This window comes from Haematospirillum jordaniae (genome assembly GCF_001611975.1).
In the GTDB taxonomy this organism is placed as follows: Bacteria; Pseudomonadota; Alphaproteobacteria; order Rhodospirillales; family Rhodospirillaceae; genus Haematospirillum; species Haematospirillum jordaniae.
Window position 1 is genome coordinate 1,822,688 of record NZ_CP014525.1, and the last position, 20,497, is coordinate 1,843,184.

At 53.0% G+C, this 20,497-nt stretch carries 19 protein-coding genes and 1 tRNA gene; 2 read left to right on the plus strand and 18 right to left on the minus strand.

All coding sequences use genetic code 11. The features are described from left to right. Nucleotide 1: 1 nt before the first annotated feature. The 11 genes from AY555_RS08610 to AY555_RS08660 all read right to left on the minus strand — a co-directional run bounded on the left by AY555_RS08610 (nucleotide 2) and on the right by AY555_RS08660 (nucleotide 10,645). Complete coding sequence (locus AY555_RS08610; protein WP_066135621.1) at nucleotides 2-658, minus strand: protein-L-isoaspartate(D-aspartate) O-methyltransferase; 657 nt, start codon at nucleotides 656-658, stop codon at nucleotides 2-4. Continuing rightward, a complete protein-coding gene (gene surE / locus AY555_RS08615) occupies nucleotides 655-1,440 on the minus strand; it encodes a 5'/3'-nucleotidase SurE (protein ID WP_066135624.1) in 786 nt (261 codons plus the stop codon). Before surE ends, AY555_RS08610 begins: the two co-directional genes overlap by 4 nt. Next, nucleotides 1,433-2,710: a serine--tRNA ligase gene (gene serS, locus AY555_RS08620; RefSeq protein ID WP_066135628.1), complete on the minus strand. Its 1,278-nt coding sequence runs from the start codon at nucleotides 2,708-2,710 to the stop codon at nucleotides 1,433-1,435. Before serS ends, surE begins: the two co-directional genes overlap by 8 nt. A 66-nt stretch (nucleotides 2,711-2,776) precedes the next feature. Next, nucleotides 2,777-3,589, minus strand: a complete 813-nt coding sequence (tatC, locus tag AY555_RS08625) for a twin-arginine translocase subunit TatC (protein ID WP_082811959.1) — start codon at nucleotides 3,587-3,589, stop codon at nucleotides 2,777-2,779. A 48-nt stretch (nucleotides 3,590-3,637) separates the two neighbouring features. Continuing rightward, complete coding sequence (locus AY555_RS08630) at nucleotides 3,638-3,928, minus strand: Sec-independent protein translocase subunit TatA/TatB (protein ID WP_066135634.1); 291 nt, start codon at nucleotides 3,926-3,928, stop codon at nucleotides 3,638-3,640. 13 nt (nucleotides 3,929-3,941) lie between these two features. Beyond that, entirely contained in the window at nucleotides 3,942-4,214 is a 273-nt protein-coding gene (locus tag AY555_RS08635) for a twin-arginine translocase TatA/TatE family subunit (RefSeq protein WP_066135638.1), read from the minus strand. Nucleotides 4,215-4,322: 108 nt separating this feature from the next. Next, nucleotides 4,323-5,444 (minus strand): ABC transporter ATP-binding protein, encoded by a 1,122-nt coding sequence (locus tag AY555_RS08640; RefSeq protein ID WP_066135641.1) that lies wholly within the window; start codon nucleotides 5,442-5,444, stop codon nucleotides 4,323-4,325. 443 nt (nucleotides 5,445-5,887) lie between these two features. Then, nucleotides 5,888-5,964, minus strand: a tRNA-Pro gene (locus AY555_RS08645). 116 nt (nucleotides 5,965-6,080) lie between these two features. Continuing rightward, on the minus strand, nucleotides 6,081-6,509 hold the full coding sequence (locus AY555_RS08650; RefSeq protein WP_066135644.1) for a hypothetical protein: 429 nt from the start codon (nucleotides 6,507-6,509) through the stop codon (nucleotides 6,081-6,083). A 341-nt stretch (nucleotides 6,510-6,850) separates the two neighbouring features. Further along, entirely contained in the window at nucleotides 6,851-10,381 is a 3,531-nt protein-coding gene (mfd, locus tag AY555_RS08655; RefSeq protein ID WP_245176917.1) for a transcription-repair coupling factor, read from the minus strand. A 3-nt stretch (nucleotides 10,382-10,384) separates the two neighbouring features. After that, nucleotides 10,385-10,645 carry an FAD assembly factor SdhE gene (locus AY555_RS08660; protein WP_066136838.1) on the minus strand — a complete coding sequence of 87 codons (261 nt, stop codon included), beginning with the start codon at nucleotides 10,643-10,645 and terminating at the stop codon, nucleotides 10,385-10,387. A gap of 133 nt (nucleotides 10,646-10,778) precedes the next feature. Here AY555_RS08660 and recG point away from each other — a divergent pair, with 133 nt between their 5' ends. After that, nucleotides 10,779-12,869: an ATP-dependent DNA helicase RecG gene (recG, locus tag AY555_RS08665; protein ID WP_066135647.1), complete on the plus strand. Its 2,091-nt coding sequence runs from the start codon at nucleotides 10,779-10,781 to the stop codon at nucleotides 12,867-12,869. A 27-nt stretch (nucleotides 12,870-12,896) separates the two neighbouring features. Continuing rightward, the gene (locus tag AY555_RS08670; protein WP_066135650.1) at nucleotides 12,897-13,199 is read left to right on the plus strand and encodes a (2Fe-2S) ferredoxin domain-containing protein; all 303 of its coding nucleotides are present in this window, start codon (nucleotides 12,897-12,899) and stop codon (nucleotides 13,197-13,199) included. Here AY555_RS08670 and AY555_RS08675 read toward each other — a convergent pair. The 7 genes from AY555_RS08675 to AY555_RS08705 are packed head-to-tail and all read right to left on the minus strand — an operon-like array spanning nucleotide 13,190 to nucleotide 20,492. Next, a complete protein-coding gene (locus AY555_RS08675) occupies nucleotides 13,190-13,750 on the minus strand; it encodes a DNA-3-methyladenine glycosylase I (protein WP_066135653.1) in 561 nt (186 codons plus the stop codon). The genes AY555_RS08670 and AY555_RS08675 overlap by 10 nt on opposite strands. A gap of 22 nt (nucleotides 13,751-13,772) precedes the next feature. After that, complete coding sequence (gene mce / locus AY555_RS08680; protein WP_066135656.1) at nucleotides 13,773-14,177, minus strand: methylmalonyl-CoA epimerase; 405 nt, start codon at nucleotides 14,175-14,177, stop codon at nucleotides 13,773-13,775. Between the two features lie 30 nt (nucleotides 14,178-14,207). Beyond that, the gene (locus AY555_RS08685) at nucleotides 14,208-15,905 is read right to left on the minus strand and encodes a ribonuclease J (RefSeq protein WP_066135658.1); all 1,698 of its coding nucleotides are present in this window, start codon (nucleotides 15,903-15,905) and stop codon (nucleotides 14,208-14,210) included. After that, a complete protein-coding gene (locus AY555_RS08690) occupies nucleotides 15,902-16,693 on the minus strand; it encodes a type III pantothenate kinase (protein ID WP_066135661.1) in 792 nt (263 codons plus the stop codon). The genes AY555_RS08685 and AY555_RS08690 overlap by 4 nt, the downstream gene beginning before the upstream one ends. 40 nt (nucleotides 16,694-16,733) lie before the next feature. Further along, nucleotides 16,734-17,501 carry a biotin--[acetyl-CoA-carboxylase] ligase gene (locus tag AY555_RS08695; protein WP_167798711.1) on the minus strand — a complete coding sequence of 256 codons (768 nt, stop codon included), beginning with the start codon at nucleotides 17,499-17,501 and terminating at the stop codon, nucleotides 16,734-16,736. 7 nt (nucleotides 17,502-17,508) lie between these two features. Then, on the minus strand, nucleotides 17,509-18,945 hold the full coding sequence (gene nuoN, locus AY555_RS08700; protein WP_066135667.1) for an NADH-quinone oxidoreductase subunit NuoN: 1,437 nt from the start codon (nucleotides 18,943-18,945) through the stop codon (nucleotides 17,509-17,511). A 29-nt stretch (nucleotides 18,946-18,974) separates the two neighbouring features. Next, nucleotides 18,975-20,492 carry an NADH-quinone oxidoreductase subunit M gene (locus AY555_RS08705; protein ID WP_066135670.1) on the minus strand — a complete coding sequence of 506 codons (1,518 nt, stop codon included), beginning with the start codon at nucleotides 20,490-20,492 and terminating at the stop codon, nucleotides 18,975-18,977. Nucleotides 20,493-20,497: the final 5 nt, after the last annotated feature.

Consider the following 20,497-nt stretch of genomic DNA (forward strand, 5'->3'; position numbering starts at 1 on the left):
ATCAAGCCTGAACGCGGCCGGGATTACCAATTCCCTGAAGCATGGGGACGAAACGAACAGGAAACAGAATCTCACCGTTTAAACAGCCTGTAACCGGATCTTTCACGTAACGCCACAACTGCTGGATACCAAACTCTGGGCCAACAGGAATAACAAGAACTCCCGATGGAGCAAGCTGTTCAGTCAAGGCACAGGGGACCTCAGATGCCGCCGCGGTCACAATGATACGATCGAAAGGAGCTTGTTCGGGCCACCCGCGCCAACCATCTCCTATACGGGGTGTTACGTTTGACAGCCCAAGAGATGTAAACCGCTTTTCAGCAGCTAGATAAAGATCCCTGTGCCGCTCCAAGCTATAAATACGTCGGCACAGGCGAGCAAGAACAGCGGCTTGATATCCGGAACCTGTTCCGATTTCCAAGACCTTATGCCCTTCTTTTGTGTCAAGGGCCTGGGTCATTGCCGCAACCACAAGGGGCTGACTAATGGTTTGCCCACAGCCGATAGGAAGTGCCCGGTCTTCCCATGCTTCAGTCTCCAAGGTGCTATCAACAAAAAGATTGCGGGGTACTAGTTCTATAGCCTTCAGCAGGCGGGTATCCGTAATACCAGCCTGCCGAAGGTCCATAATTAAACGGGCAGCCCGCGCATCCCTCATGAGAGAACCTGCGCACTCAGTTCTTCAAGCGTATGATAATCCGTAAAATCAACGCGCAGCGGTGACACTGTTATGGCGCCACGACTGATAGCTTCCACATCTGTTCCGGGTACGGGCTGATCGACAGGTCTTTGGGCACCTACCCAGACATAGGGCCTTCCTCGTGGATCAAGACGTTCTACCAAATCATCTCCCAGCTTATGTATTCCTTGTCGTACGGCTTCAACACCCGTTACCCCGGAAGGAGAAGCATCGGGAAAGTTCACGTTCATCAGGACATTTTTCGGCCATCCCTTTGCCATCAAACGTCCAATGATCCCAGGACCGAACGCTTCGGCTGTTGACCACTGAATGTTCTCTGGGTCCTTGAAGACCTGCGACAGAGCTATGGAGGGAATACCAAGAAGTGTTCCTTCCATAGCAGCGGCGACAGTTCCTGAATATGTTACATCCTCGCCCAGATTGGCTCCCCGGTTCACGCCGGATAGAACCAAGTCAGGTATCTTGTCTTTCATTAAATGATTAACAGCAAGCAGCACACAATCTGTCGGCGTGCCGTTTACAGTCCATACATTGGTCGATACAGACTGAATACGCAGTGGATGATGCAATGTCAGACTATGGGCTGAGCCGCTTTGTTCCTGATCAGGAACAACCACCCAAACATCATCGGACAAAGAGCGCGCAATGCGGATCAGAACCTGAAGGCCAGGCCCATGAATACCATCATCGTTTGAAACAAGAATGCGTTTACCGCAAAGATCAAAAACAGAATCATGCATGAGTGGAAATAACCTCCAGGCCGCCCATATAAGGACGCAAGGCTTCCGGGACGGTAACGCTCCCATCTGCCTGCTGATAATTTTCAAGAACGGCAACCAAGGTGCGGCCAACAGCCAAGCCTGATCCATTCAATGTGTGGAGAAACTCCGTGCCCTTGTCTCCGGATGGCTTATAACGGGCTTTCATACGTCGTGCCTGAAAATCCCCTACATTCGAACACGAAGAAATTTCGCGGTAACGGCCCTGCCCCGGCAACCAGACCTCAAGATCATATGTCTTGCGGGCAGCAGCCCCCATATCCCCGGCGCAGAGCAGAACAACCCGGTACGGCAAGCCAAGACGCTGAAGAATTTTCTCTGCGCAGCCAGTCATCCGTTCCAGTTCATTGGCGGAATCCTCGGGCCGGGTAATGGAGACCATTTCAACCTTTTCGAACTGGTGCTGACGGATCATCCCCCGCGTGTCCTTGCCTGCCGCACCGGCTTCGGAGCGAAAACACAGTGTGTGTGCCGTCATTCTCCGTGGCAGTGAAGCCGAATCAACAATTTGGTCAGCAACCATGTTGGTCAAGGTGACTTCAGCCGTCGGAATAAGCCAGTGCCCTTGTTCCGTACGAAACAAGTCTTCGGCAAACTTCGGAAGCTGACCTGTTCCATACAGGGTATTATCCAGAACCATGACGGGCGTATTCAGTTCAGTATAGCCATGGTCAGTGGTATGCGTATCCAGCATGAACTGGGCCAGTGCACGAGACAAACGAGATAAAGCGCCTTTCAGAACGACAAAACGAGCACCGGACAGTTTGGCTGCAGACTCGAAATCCATCAACCCGAGGGATGTTCCCACGGCATCATGCTCCAGAGGTGTGAAGTCCATGCTACGAGGTGTACCCCAGCGACGCACCTCGACATTATCATTTTCGTCACGCCCATCGGGCACATCTGGATCCGGCATATTAGGCAGGCTGTAGAGAAGATCATCAAGGGCAGCCTGCAGTGATTGCTGCTCAGCTTCCATATCCGTCATGCGTTTCTTGATATCAGCGACCTCATCGCTGAGAACAGCCGCATCGCCACCAGCCTTGCGGATGGTCCCTATTTCCCGGGACGCTTCATTCCGACGCGCCTGCAAAGCCTGTAAAGATGTCATGAGGGAACGCAGCTGCCTGTCTGCCTCAAGAATATCGGAAGACAAGGCACCCTTGCCACGGCGGAGCAACCCTCGGTCAAGATCATCGGGATTTTCGCGGATCCATTTCAGGTCAAGCATACAGCACACCTCAAGGCATGGTTTTCAATATCGAATAATTGGCAGAGATACAGGAATTACACTACTTCAGCCATTAAAATCGGTCTCATCAGGCCCCTTCCCGGTTGGCATGGCATCTGAATGATCAGGATCATCTTGGTTATCATTCACAGAATGTCTTTCAACCAAGCGCGCTGACCAGATCGAACATTCGTAGAGCAGCAGCAAGGGCAAGGCCAAGCCAATCTGACTGATTACATCGGGCGGTGTAACAATACCGGCAACAATAAAAACAGCCACAATGGCATAACGCCTTTTTGCGACAAGAGCGGATGACGAGATCATCCCGGCCCTTGCCAGAAGCGTAAGAACAACGGGAAGCTGGAAGCAGAAGCCAAATGCCAAGATCAGCTTCATAACCAGATCTAGGTACTCTCCAATCTTGGCCTCAAGCTGAACCGGTAGCACGGTTTGCTCCACACTAGTCTGGAAACCAAGCAGAAAGCGCCAAGCAACGGGCATAACAAAATAGTAAACAAGGGCAGCGCCGCCTGCAAAAAGCAGGGGCGAAGCAATCAGGCTTGGCAGAAACGCTCGTTTCTCACGGCGATAGAGACCCGGAGCCACAAAGCGCCAAAGCTGAAAGGCGCTAAAGGGAAACGACAGAACAACAGCACCAAACATTGCGACTTTTATATAGGTAAAAAACGCCTCTGTCAGAGCTGTATAGATCATGCGCTGAGAGCCACCCAGTTCAGCCATAACTGTGGCCAAAGGGCGGATCAAGAAGCCGTATATACTATCTGCAATGCTGTAGCATGCTGCAAAAGAAAGTATAAAAACAGCACCACACAGTAGAATACGGCGCCGCAGTTCAATCAGATGCCCTAAAAGGGGCATGCGAAATTCATCTGGCGAAGGGGAAGAGTACATTACGTCCTGCGTGTCTTATGTCTCTACTTCCCCTGAAGGGGCACTTTTCTTTCCGGGCGATACACTGCCTTCTCCTTCTGGATCAAGAACTTGCCGCCGCACCTGCCTTGCCCTCTCTTCTATGTCAGCAATTTCAGCATTGTATATTATGTCGTCTACATGGCGACGAAATTCACGGCTGACCGCCCGGAATTTTTGCACAAGATGAGCAAGAGCACGCATGGCGCCAGGTATTTCCCTTGGCCCAAGAACAAGTGCTGCGACAATGCCGACAAGAAAGATCTCTGACCAAGCCAGATCAAACATGAGTATTTACTCACTACATGCCAGTAGAATGATTTTTCTCTCGATTGACATGTCCGGTCTGTGAAGCTGAATCCCCTTCAGTCTTCTGAATTTGTCTTGAATCTGAGCCTGTCGCATCCTGTGCATCAGCCGAGGGAACGGACTTTCCCTCTTCCAGTCCCTTCTTGAACGCATTGATTCCCTTGGCAAAGTCACCCATCAAACGTGAAATCTTACCCGAACCACCAAATAAAACGACAACAATGGCCAGCACAACCAGCCAGTGCCAGATACTGAAAGTACCCATAACTACTACTCTCCAGGAGACATGTGCCCATCATCGAGCAATACAACATGGCGGATCATCGCAGAAAGCCTGTAGCACCGCAATAAAACATCCCTGATCTGTCTATGATCAGACGGAGGCAAATACAAACGTCTGGGATCTATCAAGGGATATGGACAGCACCTCCCCTGCAGGTGGCAGAAAAGATCCCGGTGCACGCACATGGGCCACTACTCGTTCAGCAGAAGCTGCTGGCCCTGCCTTTATGTAAACCAAACTGGTTCTGCCAAGCATGCGACTATCTATTACAGTGGCAACAAAGGCGGGGTAGTCGCCATCGGCAACCGACGTAAGCCGGATAGCTTCCGGACGGATTAGTACCTCGACAGAGGAGCCCTCCTCTACCCCATACGGGGCATCAACCAGACCGAACGGAGTTTCAACAGAACCTCGCAGAACATGTCCCTTTACAAGATTGAAGTCGCAGAAGAACCGGGCAACAAAGGCTGAAGATGGGTGATTATAAAGCTCTGCCGGGGTCCCAGACTGTATAATCCGCCCTTTGTCCATCAGGGCAAGTACATCAGCCATAAACATGGCCTCTTCCGGATCATGCGTGACCATTAGAGCCGAAATGCCGCGATCTTTCAGGATCGTCAGTGTTTCGGCGCGGATTTGGTCACGCAGGTAGCGGTCCAAGCCCGAAAATGGCTCATCCAGCAATAAAAGTGCCGGATTGGGCGCAAGGGCACGGGCAAGGGCAACGCGCTGTTGCTGCCCACCTGATAAGGTATGCGGCCAAGAACTGGCATAAGACGCCATGCCCACGTGCTCCAAGGCTTCATGAGCGCGCCGCGTTTTGTCGGGTTCAGGGATGTGGCGAAGGCCAAAGGTAACGTTATCGAGAACCTTGAGGTGAGGAAACAAGGCATAGTCTTGGAACAAAAACCCAACACCCCTCTTTTCCGGTGGAATCATGCCCCCCTCACGGGACAGCATGGCGTGCCCATTAATCCAGACCTCTCCACTTGATGGTTTCTCGAGGCCGGCGGCAATGCGCAGGGTCGTTGTTTTGCCACAACCGCTTGCGCCGAGCAGGCAGATAATCTCACCCGCCCCAATGCTCAAGGACAAACCGTCAAGCACCAAACTATCCTCAAAGGCATGGCAAACATCAGCCATAGCCAAACGTGCGTTATCCTTTGACGGAGCTTGGCGGAAGCGAACGGGACGTACAGGTTCAATACGCATTACGACCTTGGCCTAAAGGCTACCTCGCCGACATTTCCGATGCTTCGGAGCCGTACCGGGATCAAAAGGGGTGGCGCATTTTAGTGACAGCACAACCAGTAGAACCGGCCATATGGCGGCTCCATGGATCGGGCGCGGAGGAAGGCGGCCTCCAAGCGACGCTGCTGGCGGATAGTGCGACGCCTGACCAGATCGAAGGGCACTGTAAGCACAAGGGCAAAAATCAGAAACTCAATCACGCGACCCCACTGCAACAAAGCGCTGCCAGATACATCCGGAACAATGACGTTAACGGATCGTATTCATTATAGAACTGCAACGGACCAAAGAAAAGATGGAATTACGTGAAACAACGCCCACTTTATAGTGGCGGCTAAGCACGTTTATTTTATTTTCCTGAGAGTATGCACGCAATCACGGCGTGCTTTTTGCCTTTGGATTCATGGTCGGAGCGGCGGGATTCGAACCCACGACCCCTTGACCCCCAGTCAAGTGCGCTACCAGGCTGCGCTACGCTCCGAAACCAAATGCCCATACTGAAACGACCTCTGTATGGGAGGCGGAATATATCGGTCCTTTACCGCAAACGCAATCACAGAATGATGCGCGCAATCATTTTTTCAGATCATTCCGCATTCAACGAACCGGCTTAGGTGATGATGCCCCACGGTACAGCTGTTCATTATGGCGACATGCTTCACGAAGGGCGTCTCTGCCAAGATAATTCAAGGGTTTTCCATTCAGAAGAATGGTTTGATTCTTTATGGTTATCGCTCCGATATAACCTTTTGCCTCAGCAAGCGGAGTGAGCGAAAACTGACGTGCTAGGTTTGCTTCAAGCTCGATAACAATATGCTCCCCCATCAGGCCAGAACTCAGGGCTTGCGCTTCATTGCCATCGGCTGGAACAACGGGGTGTCCATGCACATCAACACCTGCGACATAATCGGCACTGTCCCCAGAAGGCAAATCAGCCTGTAAACGGCAAGCTGCGGGGTCAACATCCAGCGTCCAAGATCGACGCACGTCCTCTGCTGACACAGATGCAAGAAGGCTTGCGAGCATAAACAAGCAACTGCCATATAAAACTGCGCACCACATTATAGCCCATCTTTCATCATCTTATTGCTAAGCAAACTAGCTAAAATAGTAGCAGGAAAAGCCATTCCCATCCCGGGAAAATGCACATTTTTGCTTATAGCCATGCGCTTTACACGTGACAACTCTGCTGCAAGCGCATATCTTGCTGCGTGCAAGGGACGTCCTGTTTCGCGGGGCAGCCCGAGTTTAGGGAGAAACGCCGGGAAATTCCGGAATACTCGTTACGCAAGTAAAATCTTTGCGGTGAGTATGGCAAAATAAAGACCAAGGCAAAAAATGTGTGCCTTGGTCTGTTTTGTTTTGGCCTATAAACAGGCCGTAACTTCTTCGGCCACCTTGGCTAAGTTTTCCATGAGCTGATAAAGACCAGCCATACGATCCTCTGGCATTGGCCAGTGACGCACGTAGACAATCTTGTGATCAGGCCTGACCTTCACCAAGGCAATATTCTGACTGATGAAGCGTACCAAACCCTCGGGGTTGGGAAACGTGTTGCCACGTAGCGTCAGCACAGCGCCCTTTGGGCCGGCATCAACTTTCTCCATATGAGCACGTAGGCAAAGTTGTCGGATGCCAACGACAGACAGGAGATTACGCGCTTCAGGTGGCAGGGGTCCAAAGCGGTCCACCAGCTCTGACATCAGATTTTCAATCTCGTCCGGCGTTTGCAGTTCAGCAATACGACGATACAACCCCAAGCGTACTGACAAATCTTTGATATAACCCTCTGGAAGCAGGACGGGGATCCCAAGACTAATTTGCGGAGACCAGCCGCTATCACGACTTTCTTCTCCAGAGCTCCCTCCCCCTTTTCTGGCCGCAGCCACGGCTTCTTGCAAAAGGGTCTGGTAAAGTTCAATCCCGACTTCCTTGATATGCCCTGATTGCTCGTCACCAAGCAGGTTACCGGCACCCCGGATATCCATGTCATGTGAGGCTAGAGAGAAGCCAGCACCCAAGGTATCTAGGGTCTGCATGACGGTCAGCCTCTTCTCTGCTGCTGGTGCCAGAATGCGCCCGGGGGGCAGGGTCAGATAAGCATAACCACGCTGCTTTCCACGTCCCACACGACCGCGCAGCTGATACAACTGTGAAAGCCCGAACATATCAGCGCGATGAATAATAATAGTATTGACCCGGGGCATATCGAGACCGCTCTCGATAATGTTGGTGGCGACAAGGATGTCATAGTCGCCGTCTGCAAAAGACTTCATGACTTCTTCCAGACGACCGGCGGACATCTGCCCATGGGCAACGATAGTCCGTACTTCCGGAACAAGAACCTTTAATTGCTCAACAGCCTTATCAATGTCAGCCAAGCGGGGACAGACAAAGAAGCTCTGCCCTCCCCTGTAGCGTTCACGCAAGATTGCCTCGCGGATCACGACGCCATCAAACGGCATGACAAAAGTACGAACAGTCAGTCGATCGACCGGTGGCGTGGCAATCAGCGATAACTCACGAACGCCGGTCAGCGCCAACTGCAATGTGCGGGGAATGGGGGTTGCAGACAGGGTCAGAACGTGCACATCGGCCTTGAGTTGCTTCAGCTGCTCCTTGTGGGCGACGCCAAAATGCTGCTCCTCGTCAACGATAAGGAGGCCAAGACGCTGGAATTTGACAGACTTGGAAACGACGGCGTGCGTGCCGATTACGATATCAAGCGTGCCCTTCTCCAGCTCTTCCCGTACACGGGCTGCATCCTTTGCTGAAACAAGACGTGATAGCTGAGCAATGCGCACGGGCATGTCACGGAAACGTTCTATAAAGTTCTGGTAATGCTGGCGAGCCAGAAGGGTTGTTGGCACAACAACGGCAACCTGCGTACCGCTCATGGCTGCAACAAACGCTGCCCGAAGTGCAACCTCGGTTTTGCCAAACCCAACATCACCACACACCAGACGATCCATCGGTTGTCCCTTGGCCATATCATCCAAGGTATCGGCTATGGCTTTCAGCTGGTCGTCCGTTTCTGCGTATGGGAACCGGGCGCAGAATTCGTCAAAAAGACCATCCGGCACCGTCAGAACATCCGCGTCACGCAGCTGACGCTGGGCTGCAACCTGTATCAACTGGTCTGCCATGTCACGGATACGCTGTTTCAGCTGTGCCTTGCGGGACTGCCACGCCGGACTTCCCAGCCGGTCTAGGGAAACACCTCCCTGCTCTGACCCGTAGCGGGTCAGGACATCAATGTTCTCTACCGGTACAAAAAGCTTGTCACCACCATCATAAACCAAGCAAAGGCAATCGTGGGCAGCACCGCCAATATCCAGATTCTCCAGCCCGACGTAACGTCCAATGCCGTGCTCGGCATGGACAACCAGATCCCCTTCCGCCAAGGCCGAGGCATCCCTTATAAAGGCATCGGCTTTCCCCTGTCGCTTGCGGGTCGAAGGACGTGCTAGACGATCACCCAGAATATCCTGCTCGGCTAACAAGACAAAACCGGGACCAAAAAAACCGTGATCAAGACCCAGAACAACAACCGGAACAGAGGAAACTGTCTGTTTACAAGCTGCCTCCCAATCATCAGGACATGAAAGATGCTGGACACCGTGATCGCGTAAAACACCTGTCAGACGGTCTCGTGATCCATAGGACAGGGCAGCTATAACAACGCGATTTCCTTTTCCTTGCTCTAGGCCAATATGTGCCTGTACGGCGTCATAGACATTTTCACCATGGCGGGCACGAACATCGGCAAAATCACGCCCTAGCCGGCCTCCAGCATCCACACAGTCACTGCCGACATCTGGTGCGGCAAAGGGTGAAAACAAAAGCGACGGCACTGTTTTCAGCAATCGCGGAAACTCATCTGGTTCCATGAACAGCCATTCTGGCCGTATCGGGTGATAGACGGTTCCGTTAACGCTATCTGAAAGGTTATTGAGGCTGATGCGTGCATCAAAATATTCCCGGATTAGCGCAATTCTTGCTTCCCACGCCTGTTCAAACTGGTGATCGCAGGTCACGAGAGCTTGGGGGAGATAGGCAAAAAGAGTATCCAGCCCATCGTGGAACAGGGGCATCCAATGCTCTATTCCCTGCACGGTCCGGCCGGCTGAAACAGCCTCGTACAACAGGTCATCCTTGCTTGGCGCTCCGAACAATTCCCGGTACCGGGTCCGGAAGCGGGCAATGCTGTCTTCTGTCAGGATAACCTCGGACATGGGCTTGAGGAGAACCTCATCCAGATTGCCCGTACTGCGTTGTGTCAGGGGATCAAAAGTCCTGATGGTATCAACATCGTCCCCAAACAGGTCTAGGCGTAGGGGTTCCCCTGTACCGGGGGGGTAAAGGTCAATAATGCCACCCCGTACAGCATATTCCCCGGGTTCCATGACCTGTCCGGAGCGGGTGTAACCATTGCGCACCAGATACCCCATCAGGGCATCGACATTCAGCCGTTTCCCGGCCAAGATACGGAAGACTGCACCATTAAAAACACGCTTGCCCGGCACCCGCTGGGTGACGGCAGCGACGGTTGTGATAACTAAACGCGGCTTGCCTAGGTGTGGTCCGGCCAGACGGGTCAAGGTGTCCGTGCGTTGTGCAGCAAGATCTGCGCTGGGTGAAACGCGATCATATGGCACGCAATCCCAAGCCGGGAAGACCAGAACATCTAGATCGGGGACGAAAAAACGAACCTCGGCGGCAAGGGTTGCCAACCTCACATCATCGCGGCAGATGTGCAGGACATCGCTGTATGCGTTGCCACGTGCAAGGTTTGACAGAAAAAGGGCATCGTATCCCTCGGGTAGACCGTGGACTGTTACCTGATGACCGGTACCAAGAGTTTCTATCCGTTGAAGGGCAAAGGAGAAATCAGTCACTGTCTACACGAATCCGTCATAGGGTTTGAAGGTGGCCAGCATATGGAAAACATCATGATCATGCTGTTCAGGGACCGGCTTGCGGCCAATCACCCAGTCCATGATATCCATATCCAGCTCATCCAACAGGCTTTCAAGCCGATCGAGCTGGGGCACATCCAGCTCACTGATGCGGGCTGCAACAAAGCCGCCAATCATAAGATCAGCCTCTTTCATGCCTCGGTGGGAAGCCCTGTAAAGGATTTTCCTGCGACGCTCATCCATGATAGGTGCACCTTCCCCGCGTTTTATGAGAAAAGAACAGGGGCTCTGGTATAGATCCTTTCCCCTGTTGCGCAAAGACATTCTGCGGACAGAACAAGAACATTTTCTGCTACACGGAGAATAACGGTCCCCTATGCGCCCGTCGATCCTCAATCCCCTGTTCTGCCCATTGGATTCCCTACCCGGCTTGGGAAAGCGGCTGGCCCCGCTTTATGATCGGTTAACCGGCGGTGGCGGACACCTTGTTGACGCCCTGTGGCATTTCCCGACCGGTATTATTGACCGGCGGGCATCACCAACGATCATGCAGGCAACCAACGGCAGCATTGCGACTCTTGACATCATTGTTGATAGTCACATTCCACCGGCAAGGGGAAGCCGTGCCCCTTGGCGCATACGCTGCCGGGACCGGAGTGGCTATATATCCATTACCTGGTTTCACCCCCGCAAGGAATGGCTGGAGAAATCCTTCCCCGTCGGTCAGCGGGTTATCGTATCAGGGAAAGTGGATGTATTTCATGATGAGCGCCAGATGGCCCACCCGGATCATGTGGTGCCTCCGTCACAGGCAGACAGCATCCGCATTGTAGAGCCGGTGTATCCCCTCTCTGCCGGAATTGTGAACAAGACAGCCACCAAAGTTGCCCGAACCGCCTTGGAGCGTACCCCAGAACTACCGGAGTGGATCAATCCACACCTTATCAATCAAAAGGGGTGGCCGCGCTGGAAGGATGCGCTGGGCACTGCCCATCACCCGCAAACAGAGGACGACCTGTCATCTCTGGGGGCAGCGCGACAGAGACTTGCTTATGATGAACTTCTGGCAAACCAGCTGGCTCTGTTGCTTGTGCGCCGCGCCAATCGCAAGCGCACCGGGCGTGTCCTGCATGGAAACGGAAGCTTGCGCCGGGCTGTTGCAGCCGCCCTGCCCTTTTCGCTGACCCAAGCCCAGCAATGCGCTTTGGATGAAATATATGCCGACATGCAGGCGCCAGATCGTATGTTGAGATTGCTTCAAGGCGATGTCGGCAGCGGAAAGACGGTTGTCGGCCTTATGGCCATGCTGAATGCTGTGGAGTGTGGTGCTCAGGCTGCCCTGATGGCACCGACTGAAATTTTGGCGCGCCAACATCTTGAAACCCTGTCTCCCTTGGCCAAGGCCTGTGGCATACGGGTTGCCCTTTTGACAGGCCGCGACAAGGGAAAGCCGCGTGAAGCCATACTGCAGGATCTCAGAGACGGGGCCATTGCTATTATCATTGGTACCCACGCCTTGTTCCAAGAGGATGTTGTGTTCCACGATCTTGGTCTTGCTGTGATTGATGAGCAGCATCGTTTTGGCGTGCAACAGCGCCTGATGTTGACGGGAAAAGGAAAAGCCGCTGATGTACTTGTCATGACGGCTACCCCCATTCCACGCACGCTGACGCTGACCCTTTATGGGGACATGGATGTCTCCCGGCTGGAAGGAAAACCGCCGGGGCGGAAGCCCGTCGACACACGTATTATCGGACGCAACCGCCTAGAGGAGGTAATTGCCGGGCTTGAGCGTGTACTGAATACAGGCGCCAAGGCTTATTGGGTATGTCCGCTGGTGGAAGAATCCGAAACCTCGGATCTGTCTGCAGCAGAGGAACGCTATGCACAGCTACAAGAGCATTTCGGGCACAGGGTTGCCTTGGTGCATGGGCGCATGAAGGGTCCGGACAAGGATGCTGTCATGGAGGGGTTTGCCTCTGATCGCCACGACATACTGGTTGCAACCACGGTGATCGAGGTTGGTGTTAATGTTCCCACAGCCACACTGATGATTATCGAGCAAGCAGAACGCTTTGGTCTGGCGCAATTGCACCAGCTCCGGGGACGGATCGGTCGGGGGGACAAGGCATCTGTCTGCCTGTTGTTGTATGGCCATCCCTTGTCGGAAACAGCACGCATGCGCCTCGAAACCATGCGCTCCACCGAAGATGGATTTGTTATTGCTGAAGAAGACCTCCGCTTACGGGGCGGTGGAGAAATCCTAGGTCTTCGCCAAAGTGGAATGCCGGAATTTCGCACTGCAGATCTTGCTGTACACGGTGAGCTTCTGGCTACAGCCCGCGATGATGCCCGTTATATCATGGAAATGGATCCAGAGCTGGCAACGCCACGTGGTGAAGCCCTGCGTATCTTGCTGTATCTTTTTGAAAGGGATGCCGCCGTAAGGACATTGCAGTCTGGATAACTGTTGCAGGAGGGAAATACCGTCACCATGAATGATGAGGATCCAACCACAATAGAAGTTCTGGTATGCCTGAACCGCCGTTACGGGGAGATGCAGAAAAGCTGTTCAGCCAGTGGTGCGGAGCTTGTCCTCTCTGCCCTGAAAGATGCCATTGAGAATGACCCCCTTCTTGCTGACCGCGTAGAGGTAAGCGGTTCCCCCTGTATGGGGCGCTGTGTCTACGGACCCAATGTTCGCATTGTCGGCCATAATATGTGGAGCGAAGTTTCTCCCGGTGATCTGGGAGAAATTATGGCCGCGTTGCGGACTCTCGGCGGGCATCAGTCGTAAGAAAATCCATGTTCCATGGCTTTTCTCCATGGAGGGTTCGCAGCAAGAATGCGAGTATAAACGGGACATTGCGCGTGGTGTGCGCCGGGGAGCCAACCCGTTGACATCAGAAACTCCTTGACGATTTCCGGCCCGGTAAAACGGAATGTTCGTCGAAAGACCCGAACCCAGTCTTTATGAACCAAGGGGTGGTGAGCATCTATCCAATTGGCAAGACTTCCATATTCGGCTTTTAAACACATCAGAATGCGAGCATTCTCAAGTATAGCCTTTACTTTTCTTCTGTTGCGTATAATGCCGGGATTTTGAAGAAGCAATGGCACAGCTTCGTCATTCCAGCTGGCCAAGATATGCGGATCAAAACCGGCGAATGCTTCCTTCAGGGATGCACGACGCTTGAGGATCAACTCCCACGACAAGCCAGCTTGGAAGATCTCCAAGGACAGTCGCTCCAGCAACGCTTGATCATCCCGCAAGGGGAAGCCATATTCGCTTTCGTGATAAGCGTGATGCACCGGATGTCCCGGAGCCAAGTCGCAGTACCAGCTCACCGTGTCCTGTTCTCCGTTGGGATCAGGCCTGTTCAAGCTCTATCAAGGTGCCAAATGCATCCTTGGGGTGGAGAAATAAAACCGGCTTCCCGTGAGCTCCTGTTTTTGGGTCTCCACTTCCGAGAATACGCATCCCCTGTGCTTTCAGGTGCCTGCTTGCCGCCAACAGATCCCGGACCTCATAACACATATGGTGCATGCCCCCTTCGGGATGGTCAGTCAGAAAGCCTCTGATGGGGCTTTCATCTCCCAAAGGGTGCAAAAGCTCAACCCTGGTATTGGGAAGTTCGACAAAAACAACGCTTACCCCATGGTCCGTCAAATGAAGGGGCGCAGCAACAGAGGCACCCATTGCATCCTGATAAAAGCGGGAGGCTTTTTCCAGATCCGGCACGACAAGAGCAACATGGTTAAGGCGCCCGATCATACCATCTCTCCTCCCCCGCTTACACGAATCCTAAAGCCTTACAAGATGCACGTCAGTCAAAGGTTTCCGCCCTTGATCCTGATTCATGACACGGCGCACAGCACGCCGGACTGCTTCGCGGACCGTATCATCATTTTTGCGATCACGCGGGTCGAGGTCACCAACAGCATCCGTTACCGCATCGGCAAGACCGACCCCCTGTGGCTCGTCATCATCATCGGGGGTAAACAGGCCATGCGTAGTGACAAGCGGTGGTGCTAGAACCTGGCCCTTGTGATCAAGGACTAAAGTAATGACAGCGGCCCCATTGACCATCATTTTCTTGCGGTCCCGCAACACCGGGCTGTCCATGGGAACGATGCGATCCCCCTCCAGGGTAAGACGCCCCACAGGCACAGAAGCAAAAACATGAGGATTATCTGATGATGTCAGATCAAGAACCTGTCCATTATCGAGGACAACAGCCTTCCGTGCCCCATGATCAATGGCAAAATCCGCATGAACCTGCAGGTGGCGACGCTCTCCGTGCACGGGTACAACAACTGTTGGCCGAAGCAGGCGGTACAGTTCCCCAACCTCATCTTGGGATGGGTGGCCGGACACATGAATAAAGGCCTCCCGATCTGTCAGAACATCGACCCCTGACCGCACAAGGCGGTTCTGCAGACGGAAAATAGCTTTCTCGTTGCCGGGAATAACCCGTGATGAGAACAGAACCACATCGCCCCGCCCCAATGTAACGTGAGGATGATGCCCCCAAGCGATGCGTGCCATGGCAGCACGGGATTCACCTTGGGATCCTGTGCATAGATACAAGACCTGACGTGCCGGCAAATCCGCTGCATCATCAGCCTCAAGAAGCGGGCCAATATCGCCGATATAGCCTGTGGAACGGGCTGTATCGACCATGCGCCACAGGGATCGCCCCACCAAGCAAACCTGCCTTCCGTTGGCACGCGCTGCCTTCACGATACTTTCAACACGGGCAATATTGGAGGCAAAGCAGCACACGGCCACACGCCCGTCAAAACGTCCCAGCATATCAACAAGACTGCGACGAACATCCCCTTCCGAGCCAGAACGACCCTTGTTAAGAATATTAGTGCTGTCGCTGACACAGGCTGCAATACCCTCATCACCAATAGCCCGAAGCCGGTCATAGTCGACCGTGCTGCCAACCATTGGCTCGGGGTCTAGCTTCCAGTCCCCAGTATGGTAGATATTGCCATGCGCTGTACGAATAACAAGACCATTTGGCTCAGGAATGGAGTGAGTAAACGACACAAACTCCACATTGAACGGGCCAATGTCTACCCGCCCACCAAGCGGGACGACGTGAACCGGCACTTCACCACCCAGACCCTCTTCCTTCAGTTTATGCCTAAGAAATTCCGCAGCAAACGGCGTTGCATAAACCGGACACCGCAAATCGGGCCACAAATAGGCAACCGCGCCTATATGGTCTTCGTGTGCATGGGTGATCACGATACCGGCAAGATCAGCCGCATTCTCTTCCAGAAAAGAATGATCCGGCATGACAACATCGACACCGGGTATCTGATCATCGCCAAAAGTAACACCCATGTCTACGGCCAGCCACCGCCCTTGGCAACCGTAGACATTGAGATTCATACCAATTTCACCGGTTCCCCCCAAAGGAATGAAGACAAGCCGGTCTTTCGGGGCTTTGGTAAGACGGGGCAGCGTTGCAGTATCAACAGCAGTCATGCGCGTTTCAATTTTTCTTCCGTAATGTTGCGTCGATAAATCTCGACAAGCCCTCGCAGGGTTAAATCACTGTCAAGATGATGAATAACATCGGTCGCTTCTGCAAACAGGGGAGCCAGTCCACCAGTCGCAACGACCGTCATTGGTTCGCCAAATTCCTTGGATATCCTGCTGACCAAGCCTTCGATCAAGCCCACGTAGCCCCAGTATACTCCTGACTTCATGGCAGGAACAGTTGCCTTGCCAATAACGGACAAGGGGCGGCCAACTGCCACTCGCGGGAGTTGGGCGGCAGCCATGTGCAAGGCCTCCAGAGATAGATTGATACCCGGGCAAATACAGCCACCATGATAGTTCCCTTGACGGTCGACGACATCAAAGGTGGTTGCCGTTCCAAAGTCAATCACAACAAGGGAACCCTTGTATCTGGTATGTGCCGCTATGGCATTGACGAGACGGTCCGCTCCCACTTCCTCCGGTCGATCAAGCATGATTTGCAGATCAAGCCGGACCCCAGGCTCGCCTATAACCAGAGGTTCCGTATGAAAATACGTACGACACAGGGTCTTCAGCGCAAAGACATTGGCCGGAACAACCGAGGCCATGACAGCGGCAGAAATATCTTGGGGATTTAACCCCTTCAGTTGCATAAGCTGGGTCAACCAGACCCCGTATTCATCGGCTGTACAGTCTGAACGGGTAGAAGAGCGCCATTCTCCCATGGCTTTCTCACCGTCATAAACAGCAAAAACAATGTTGGTATTGCCGGAGTCGATAACCAGAAGCATTCCGCATAGATCCCAAATTCAAAGAATTCTGTGCCAGATCTCAACCAAAGAAAATATCAGCGGCAAAAATGCGATGTTGTCCCGACTCATTATGCAGCACAAGGGCACCGTCTGCATCGAGATCAGAAAAAATACCGCAAACCGATGACCCATCCGGAAGGTTTGCCACCACACGACCACCCAAGCCACATGCCTTGGCTTTCCATGCCCGAAGGATGGGAGCAAACCCCTCCCCTCTCCACTGCTGAAGTCTGCTGTACAGGGCATGGCAGAAAAAAGAAGCAACATCAAGAACAGAAACAGAGACGCCTTGTTCGGCAAGACTCGTGACAGGGTAGTTTGTGGGGATGACCTGTGGTCGATGCAGCACGTTTATCCCAACCCCCACAATGATCCATGATTCATCCGCTTCCAGTAGGATACCAGACACCTTTGCCCCGGAAACAAGCACATCGTTTGGCCATTTAAGTGTCACATCCAGTGACGGAGCCATGCTGGAAAAAGCGTCCGAAAGAGCCAATGCCGCGATAAAGGATAATGATGCGCTATCAGCCACCCCTTGTGCAGATTGCTGTAAGCGAACAGACAGAAATAGGTTTCCTTCCGGGCTTTCCCACGAGCGGCCACGTCGGCCACGCCCGGCAGTCTGGGAACCGGCAACGATGACAAATCCCTCGCCCGGATCACTGTTCCGTCGGCGCTTTATTTCTTCGTTTGTACTATCCGTTTCACGCAGGAAAACGAGGCGCCACCCTTTAGGTAGCGCCTCGCCCCTATGTTCGAGGAACATATCCGGTACGTAAATCAACAGAAGATTATCCCGGGAATAGTGCCTTGGCAGCTAGATCAGCTTGGGCAATCAGCGGTCCAGGCCAAGCTAGGAAGAAGGTTGTGAAAAAAGCTGTCCCGGACAGAATCAGCGTATTTGATGATGGCACCGGATCAAACGTCTCAGATGGCTCATCAAAGTACATCACCTTGATAACCCGTATGTAGTAGAAAGCCGCAACAACACTGGACAGCGCCAGAATAATAGCCAAGGCCAGCTGACCACCATCCAAGGCGGCGATAAAGAGCCCCAATTTTGCGACAAAGCCGGCAAAAAACGGAATGCCTGCCATAGAGAATAAAAAGATTGCCAAGGCCGCTGCCAAGCCTGGTGATGCTTTGTGCAGCCCCGACAGATCGCTTATCTTTTCCAGAGCCTGCCCACCGGAACGCATGGAGAGAATAACCGCAAAACTGCCAACACTCATAAAGACATACAGAGCCATATACAGTAGAGCAGCACTGACACCAACCTCGGTCCCTGTTACCAAGCCTACAAGCACATAGCCCATATGGCCAATCGAAGAGTAAGCCATCAGCCTCTTTATATTGGTCTGGGCTACAGCACCAAAAGCGCCAACAATCATCGAACCCGCAGAAACAAGCCACAATACTTGCTGCCATGCACCAGCTAAATCAGCAAATGGCCCGACAAGAAGACGGATAAACAAAGCGATTGCGGCAACTTTGGGTGCGGCTGCGAAAAAGGCTGTTACAGGAGTTGGAGCCCCTTCGTATACATCGGGTGTCCACATGTGGAAAGGAACAGCAGAGACCTTGAATGCCATGCCACACAGCATAAAAACTAAGCCAACAATTGCCCCTGTCGGTGCATGCTCCCCCAAGACTTTTGCCAAAGCATCGAAAGATGTCGTTCCGGAGAAGCCATAAACCATTGACATCCCGTACAACAGCATGCCCGAGGCTACAGAGCCCAAAACAAAATACTTCAAGCCGGCCTCAGTTGACTTGACTGTATCCCGCCGCAACGCGGCAAGGACATAAGATGCAAGGCTCATCAGCTCCAGCCCTAGGTACAGGGACATCAAGTTATTGGCCGAGATCATCATCAGCATGCCAAGCGTGGCAAACAGCATAACGACCGGAACCTCAAATTTTTCCATCTGCTCACGTGCCATCCATGACAACGTCAGGATCAGCGTCAAGGCCGCAGCAAACAGTGTCACAAGCTTTGCATAGCGTGAAAAACCATCAGAGACAAACATGCCATTAAAGGTGCTCATCACTCTGGGTTCACCGACAAATACAACGGCCATGGTGACCAAGAGAGCCAGAACAGCCATCCAGCCAACAGCCAAGGTTGCATCCCCCCGGCGGAATACACCAACCATCAGCAGGGCAAGGCCGGAACAAGCCAGGATCAGTTCAGGGGCGGCGACCCCTAGGTTTGCGATCACAGTCATGGTGTCAGTTACCTCTCCAGTCGCCGGCCTCAGCGAAATGCCAAAGCAGTGCCGGAACCGGCATCTGCCAAGGCAGCATGATAATTTTCAACAAGGTTGATCACAGAAGCGTGCATGGGTTCCAAGAATGAAGATGGATAAATGCCCATCCACAGCACGACAAGGATCAAGGGAACAAAAATCGCCACTTCGCGCGGGTTCATGTCCAGCATGGCCTTCACGTCATCCTTGTCGAGCTTTCCAAAGCAAATCCTGCGGTACAGAAGCAAGGCATACGTGGCACCCAAGATCAAACCTGTCGCAGTAAATAGCCCAACCCAACTGCTGGTCTGGAAAACACCCAGAAGAATCATGAACTCCCCGACAAAACCAGATGTACCCGGCAGGCCGACAGACGCCATGGTAAAGAACATGAAAACCAGCGCGTACTTGGGCATGACATCAGACACCCCACCATACCGGGCCATCTCACGCGTATGGAGACGGTCATAGACAACGCCAACACACAGGAAGAGAGCCCCGGAAACAACTCCGTGCGAAAGCATCTGGATGATCGCGCCCTCAATCGCCTGCTGATTCAGCGCAAAGGTACCAACCGTCACAAAACCCATATGCGCTACAGAAGAATAGGCGATCAGCTTCTTCATATCCTCCTGCACCAACGCCACCAATGATGTGTAAATAATGGCTGCAACAGACAGCGTAAACATCAACGGTGCAAAGTACTGCGTCGCCTCTGGCAGCATTGGAATAGAGAAGCGTAGAAAACCGTACCCACCCATTTTCAGCAAGACACCGGCAAGAATCACCGAACCTGCAGTCGGAGCCTCAACGTGTGCATCAGGAAGCCATGTGTGGAATGGCCACATCGGCACCTTGACGGCAAAGGAGGCGAACATCGCAAGCCACAGCCAAAGCTGCATATCACGCGAAAAACGTGTTTCCATAAGGGTTGGGATATCGGTTGTTCCGGCAACCAGAAGCATGGCAACAATTGCCACCAGCATCAGGACAGAACCTGCCAGAGTATAAAGGAAAAACTTGAATGCAGCATAAACCCGGCGCGGCCCCCCCCAAACACCAATCATGATGTACATGGGGATCAGGACGGCTTCGAAGAAGATGTAGAACAGGACGTAATCAAGGGCACAAAACATGCCAACCATCAAGGTTTCCAGTACCAAGAAGGCCAACATGTACTCCCTGACCCGCTTCTCTACAGCTTCCCAAGCCGACAATATGCAAAGGGGTGTCAGGAACGTCGATAGCAAAACAAAGAACAGAGAAATGCCGTCCAGCCCCATGTGGTAGCTTATACCCCATACGGGTAGCCATTCCACCTTCTCGACAAACTGGAATTCGGCTGTGGCAGGATTAAATCCTTCCCACAAGCCAAGAGAGATCAGAAAAGTTGCCACAGAAGTCAGCAGGGCCACATTACGCGCGTTACGCGCAACGGCCTTTTCGCTACCGCGCACAAACAAGACAAACGCAGCGCCGACCAGCGGAAGAAACGTGACGATTGACAGAAGAGGAAGGTCGGTCATTGGCG

Excerpts from the sequence above, each read along its gene's own strand:
- AY555_RS08610 (WP_066135621.1), bottom strand. The coding sequence starts at position 658 with ATGAGGGATGCGCGGGCTGCCCGTTTAATTATGGACCTTCGGCAGGCT.
- surE (WP_066135624.1), bottom strand. The coding sequence starts at position 1,440 with ATGCATGATTCTGTTTTTGATCTTTGCGGTAAACGCATTCTTGTTTCA.
- serS (WP_066135628.1), bottom strand. The coding sequence starts at position 2,710 with ATGCTTGACCTGAAATGGATCCGCGAAAATCCCGATGATCTTGACCGA.
- tatC (WP_082811959.1), bottom strand. The coding sequence starts at position 3,589 with ATGCCCCTTTTAGGGCATCTGATTGAACTGCGGCGCCGTATTCTACTG.
- AY555_RS08630 (WP_066135634.1), bottom strand. The coding sequence starts at position 3,928 with ATGTTTGATCTGGCTTGGTCAGAGATCTTTCTTGTCGGCATTGTCGCA.
- AY555_RS08635 (WP_066135638.1), bottom strand. The coding sequence starts at position 4,214 with ATGGGTACTTTCAGTATCTGGCACTGGCTGGTTGTGCTGGCCATTGTT.
- AY555_RS08640 (WP_066135641.1), bottom strand. The coding sequence starts at position 5,444 with ATGCGTATTGAACCTGTACGTCCCGTTCGCTTCCGCCAAGCTCCGTCA.
- AY555_RS08650 (WP_066135644.1), bottom strand. The coding sequence starts at position 6,509 with ATGCTCGCAAGCCTTCTTGCATCTGTGTCAGCAGAGGACGTGCGTCGA.
- AY555_RS08660 (WP_066136838.1), bottom strand. The coding sequence starts at position 10,645 with ATGGATGAGCGTCGCAGGAAAATCCTTTACAGGGCTTCCCACCGAGGC.
- recG (WP_066135647.1), top strand. The coding sequence starts at position 10,779 with ATGCGCCCGTCGATCCTCAATCCCCTGTTCTGCCCATTGGATTCCCTA.
- AY555_RS08670 (WP_066135650.1), top strand. The coding sequence starts at position 12,897 with ATGAATGATGAGGATCCAACCACAATAGAAGTTCTGGTATGCCTGAAC.
- mce (WP_066135656.1), bottom strand. The coding sequence starts at position 14,177 with ATGATCGGGCGCCTTAACCATGTTGCTCTTGTCGTGCCGGATCTGGAA.
- AY555_RS08685 (WP_066135658.1), bottom strand. The coding sequence starts at position 15,905 with ATGACTGCTGTTGATACTGCAACGCTGCCCCGTCTTACCAAAGCCCCG.
- AY555_RS08690 (WP_066135661.1), bottom strand. The coding sequence starts at position 16,693 with ATGCTTCTGGTTATCGACTCCGGCAATACCAACATTGTTTTTGCTGTT.
- nuoN (WP_066135667.1), bottom strand. The coding sequence starts at position 18,945 with ATGACTGTGATCGCAAACCTAGGGGTCGCCGCCCCTGAACTGATCCTG.
- AY555_RS08705 (WP_066135670.1), bottom strand. The coding sequence starts at position 20,492 with ATGACCGACCTTCCTCTTCTGTCAATCGTCACGTTTCTTCCGCTGGTC.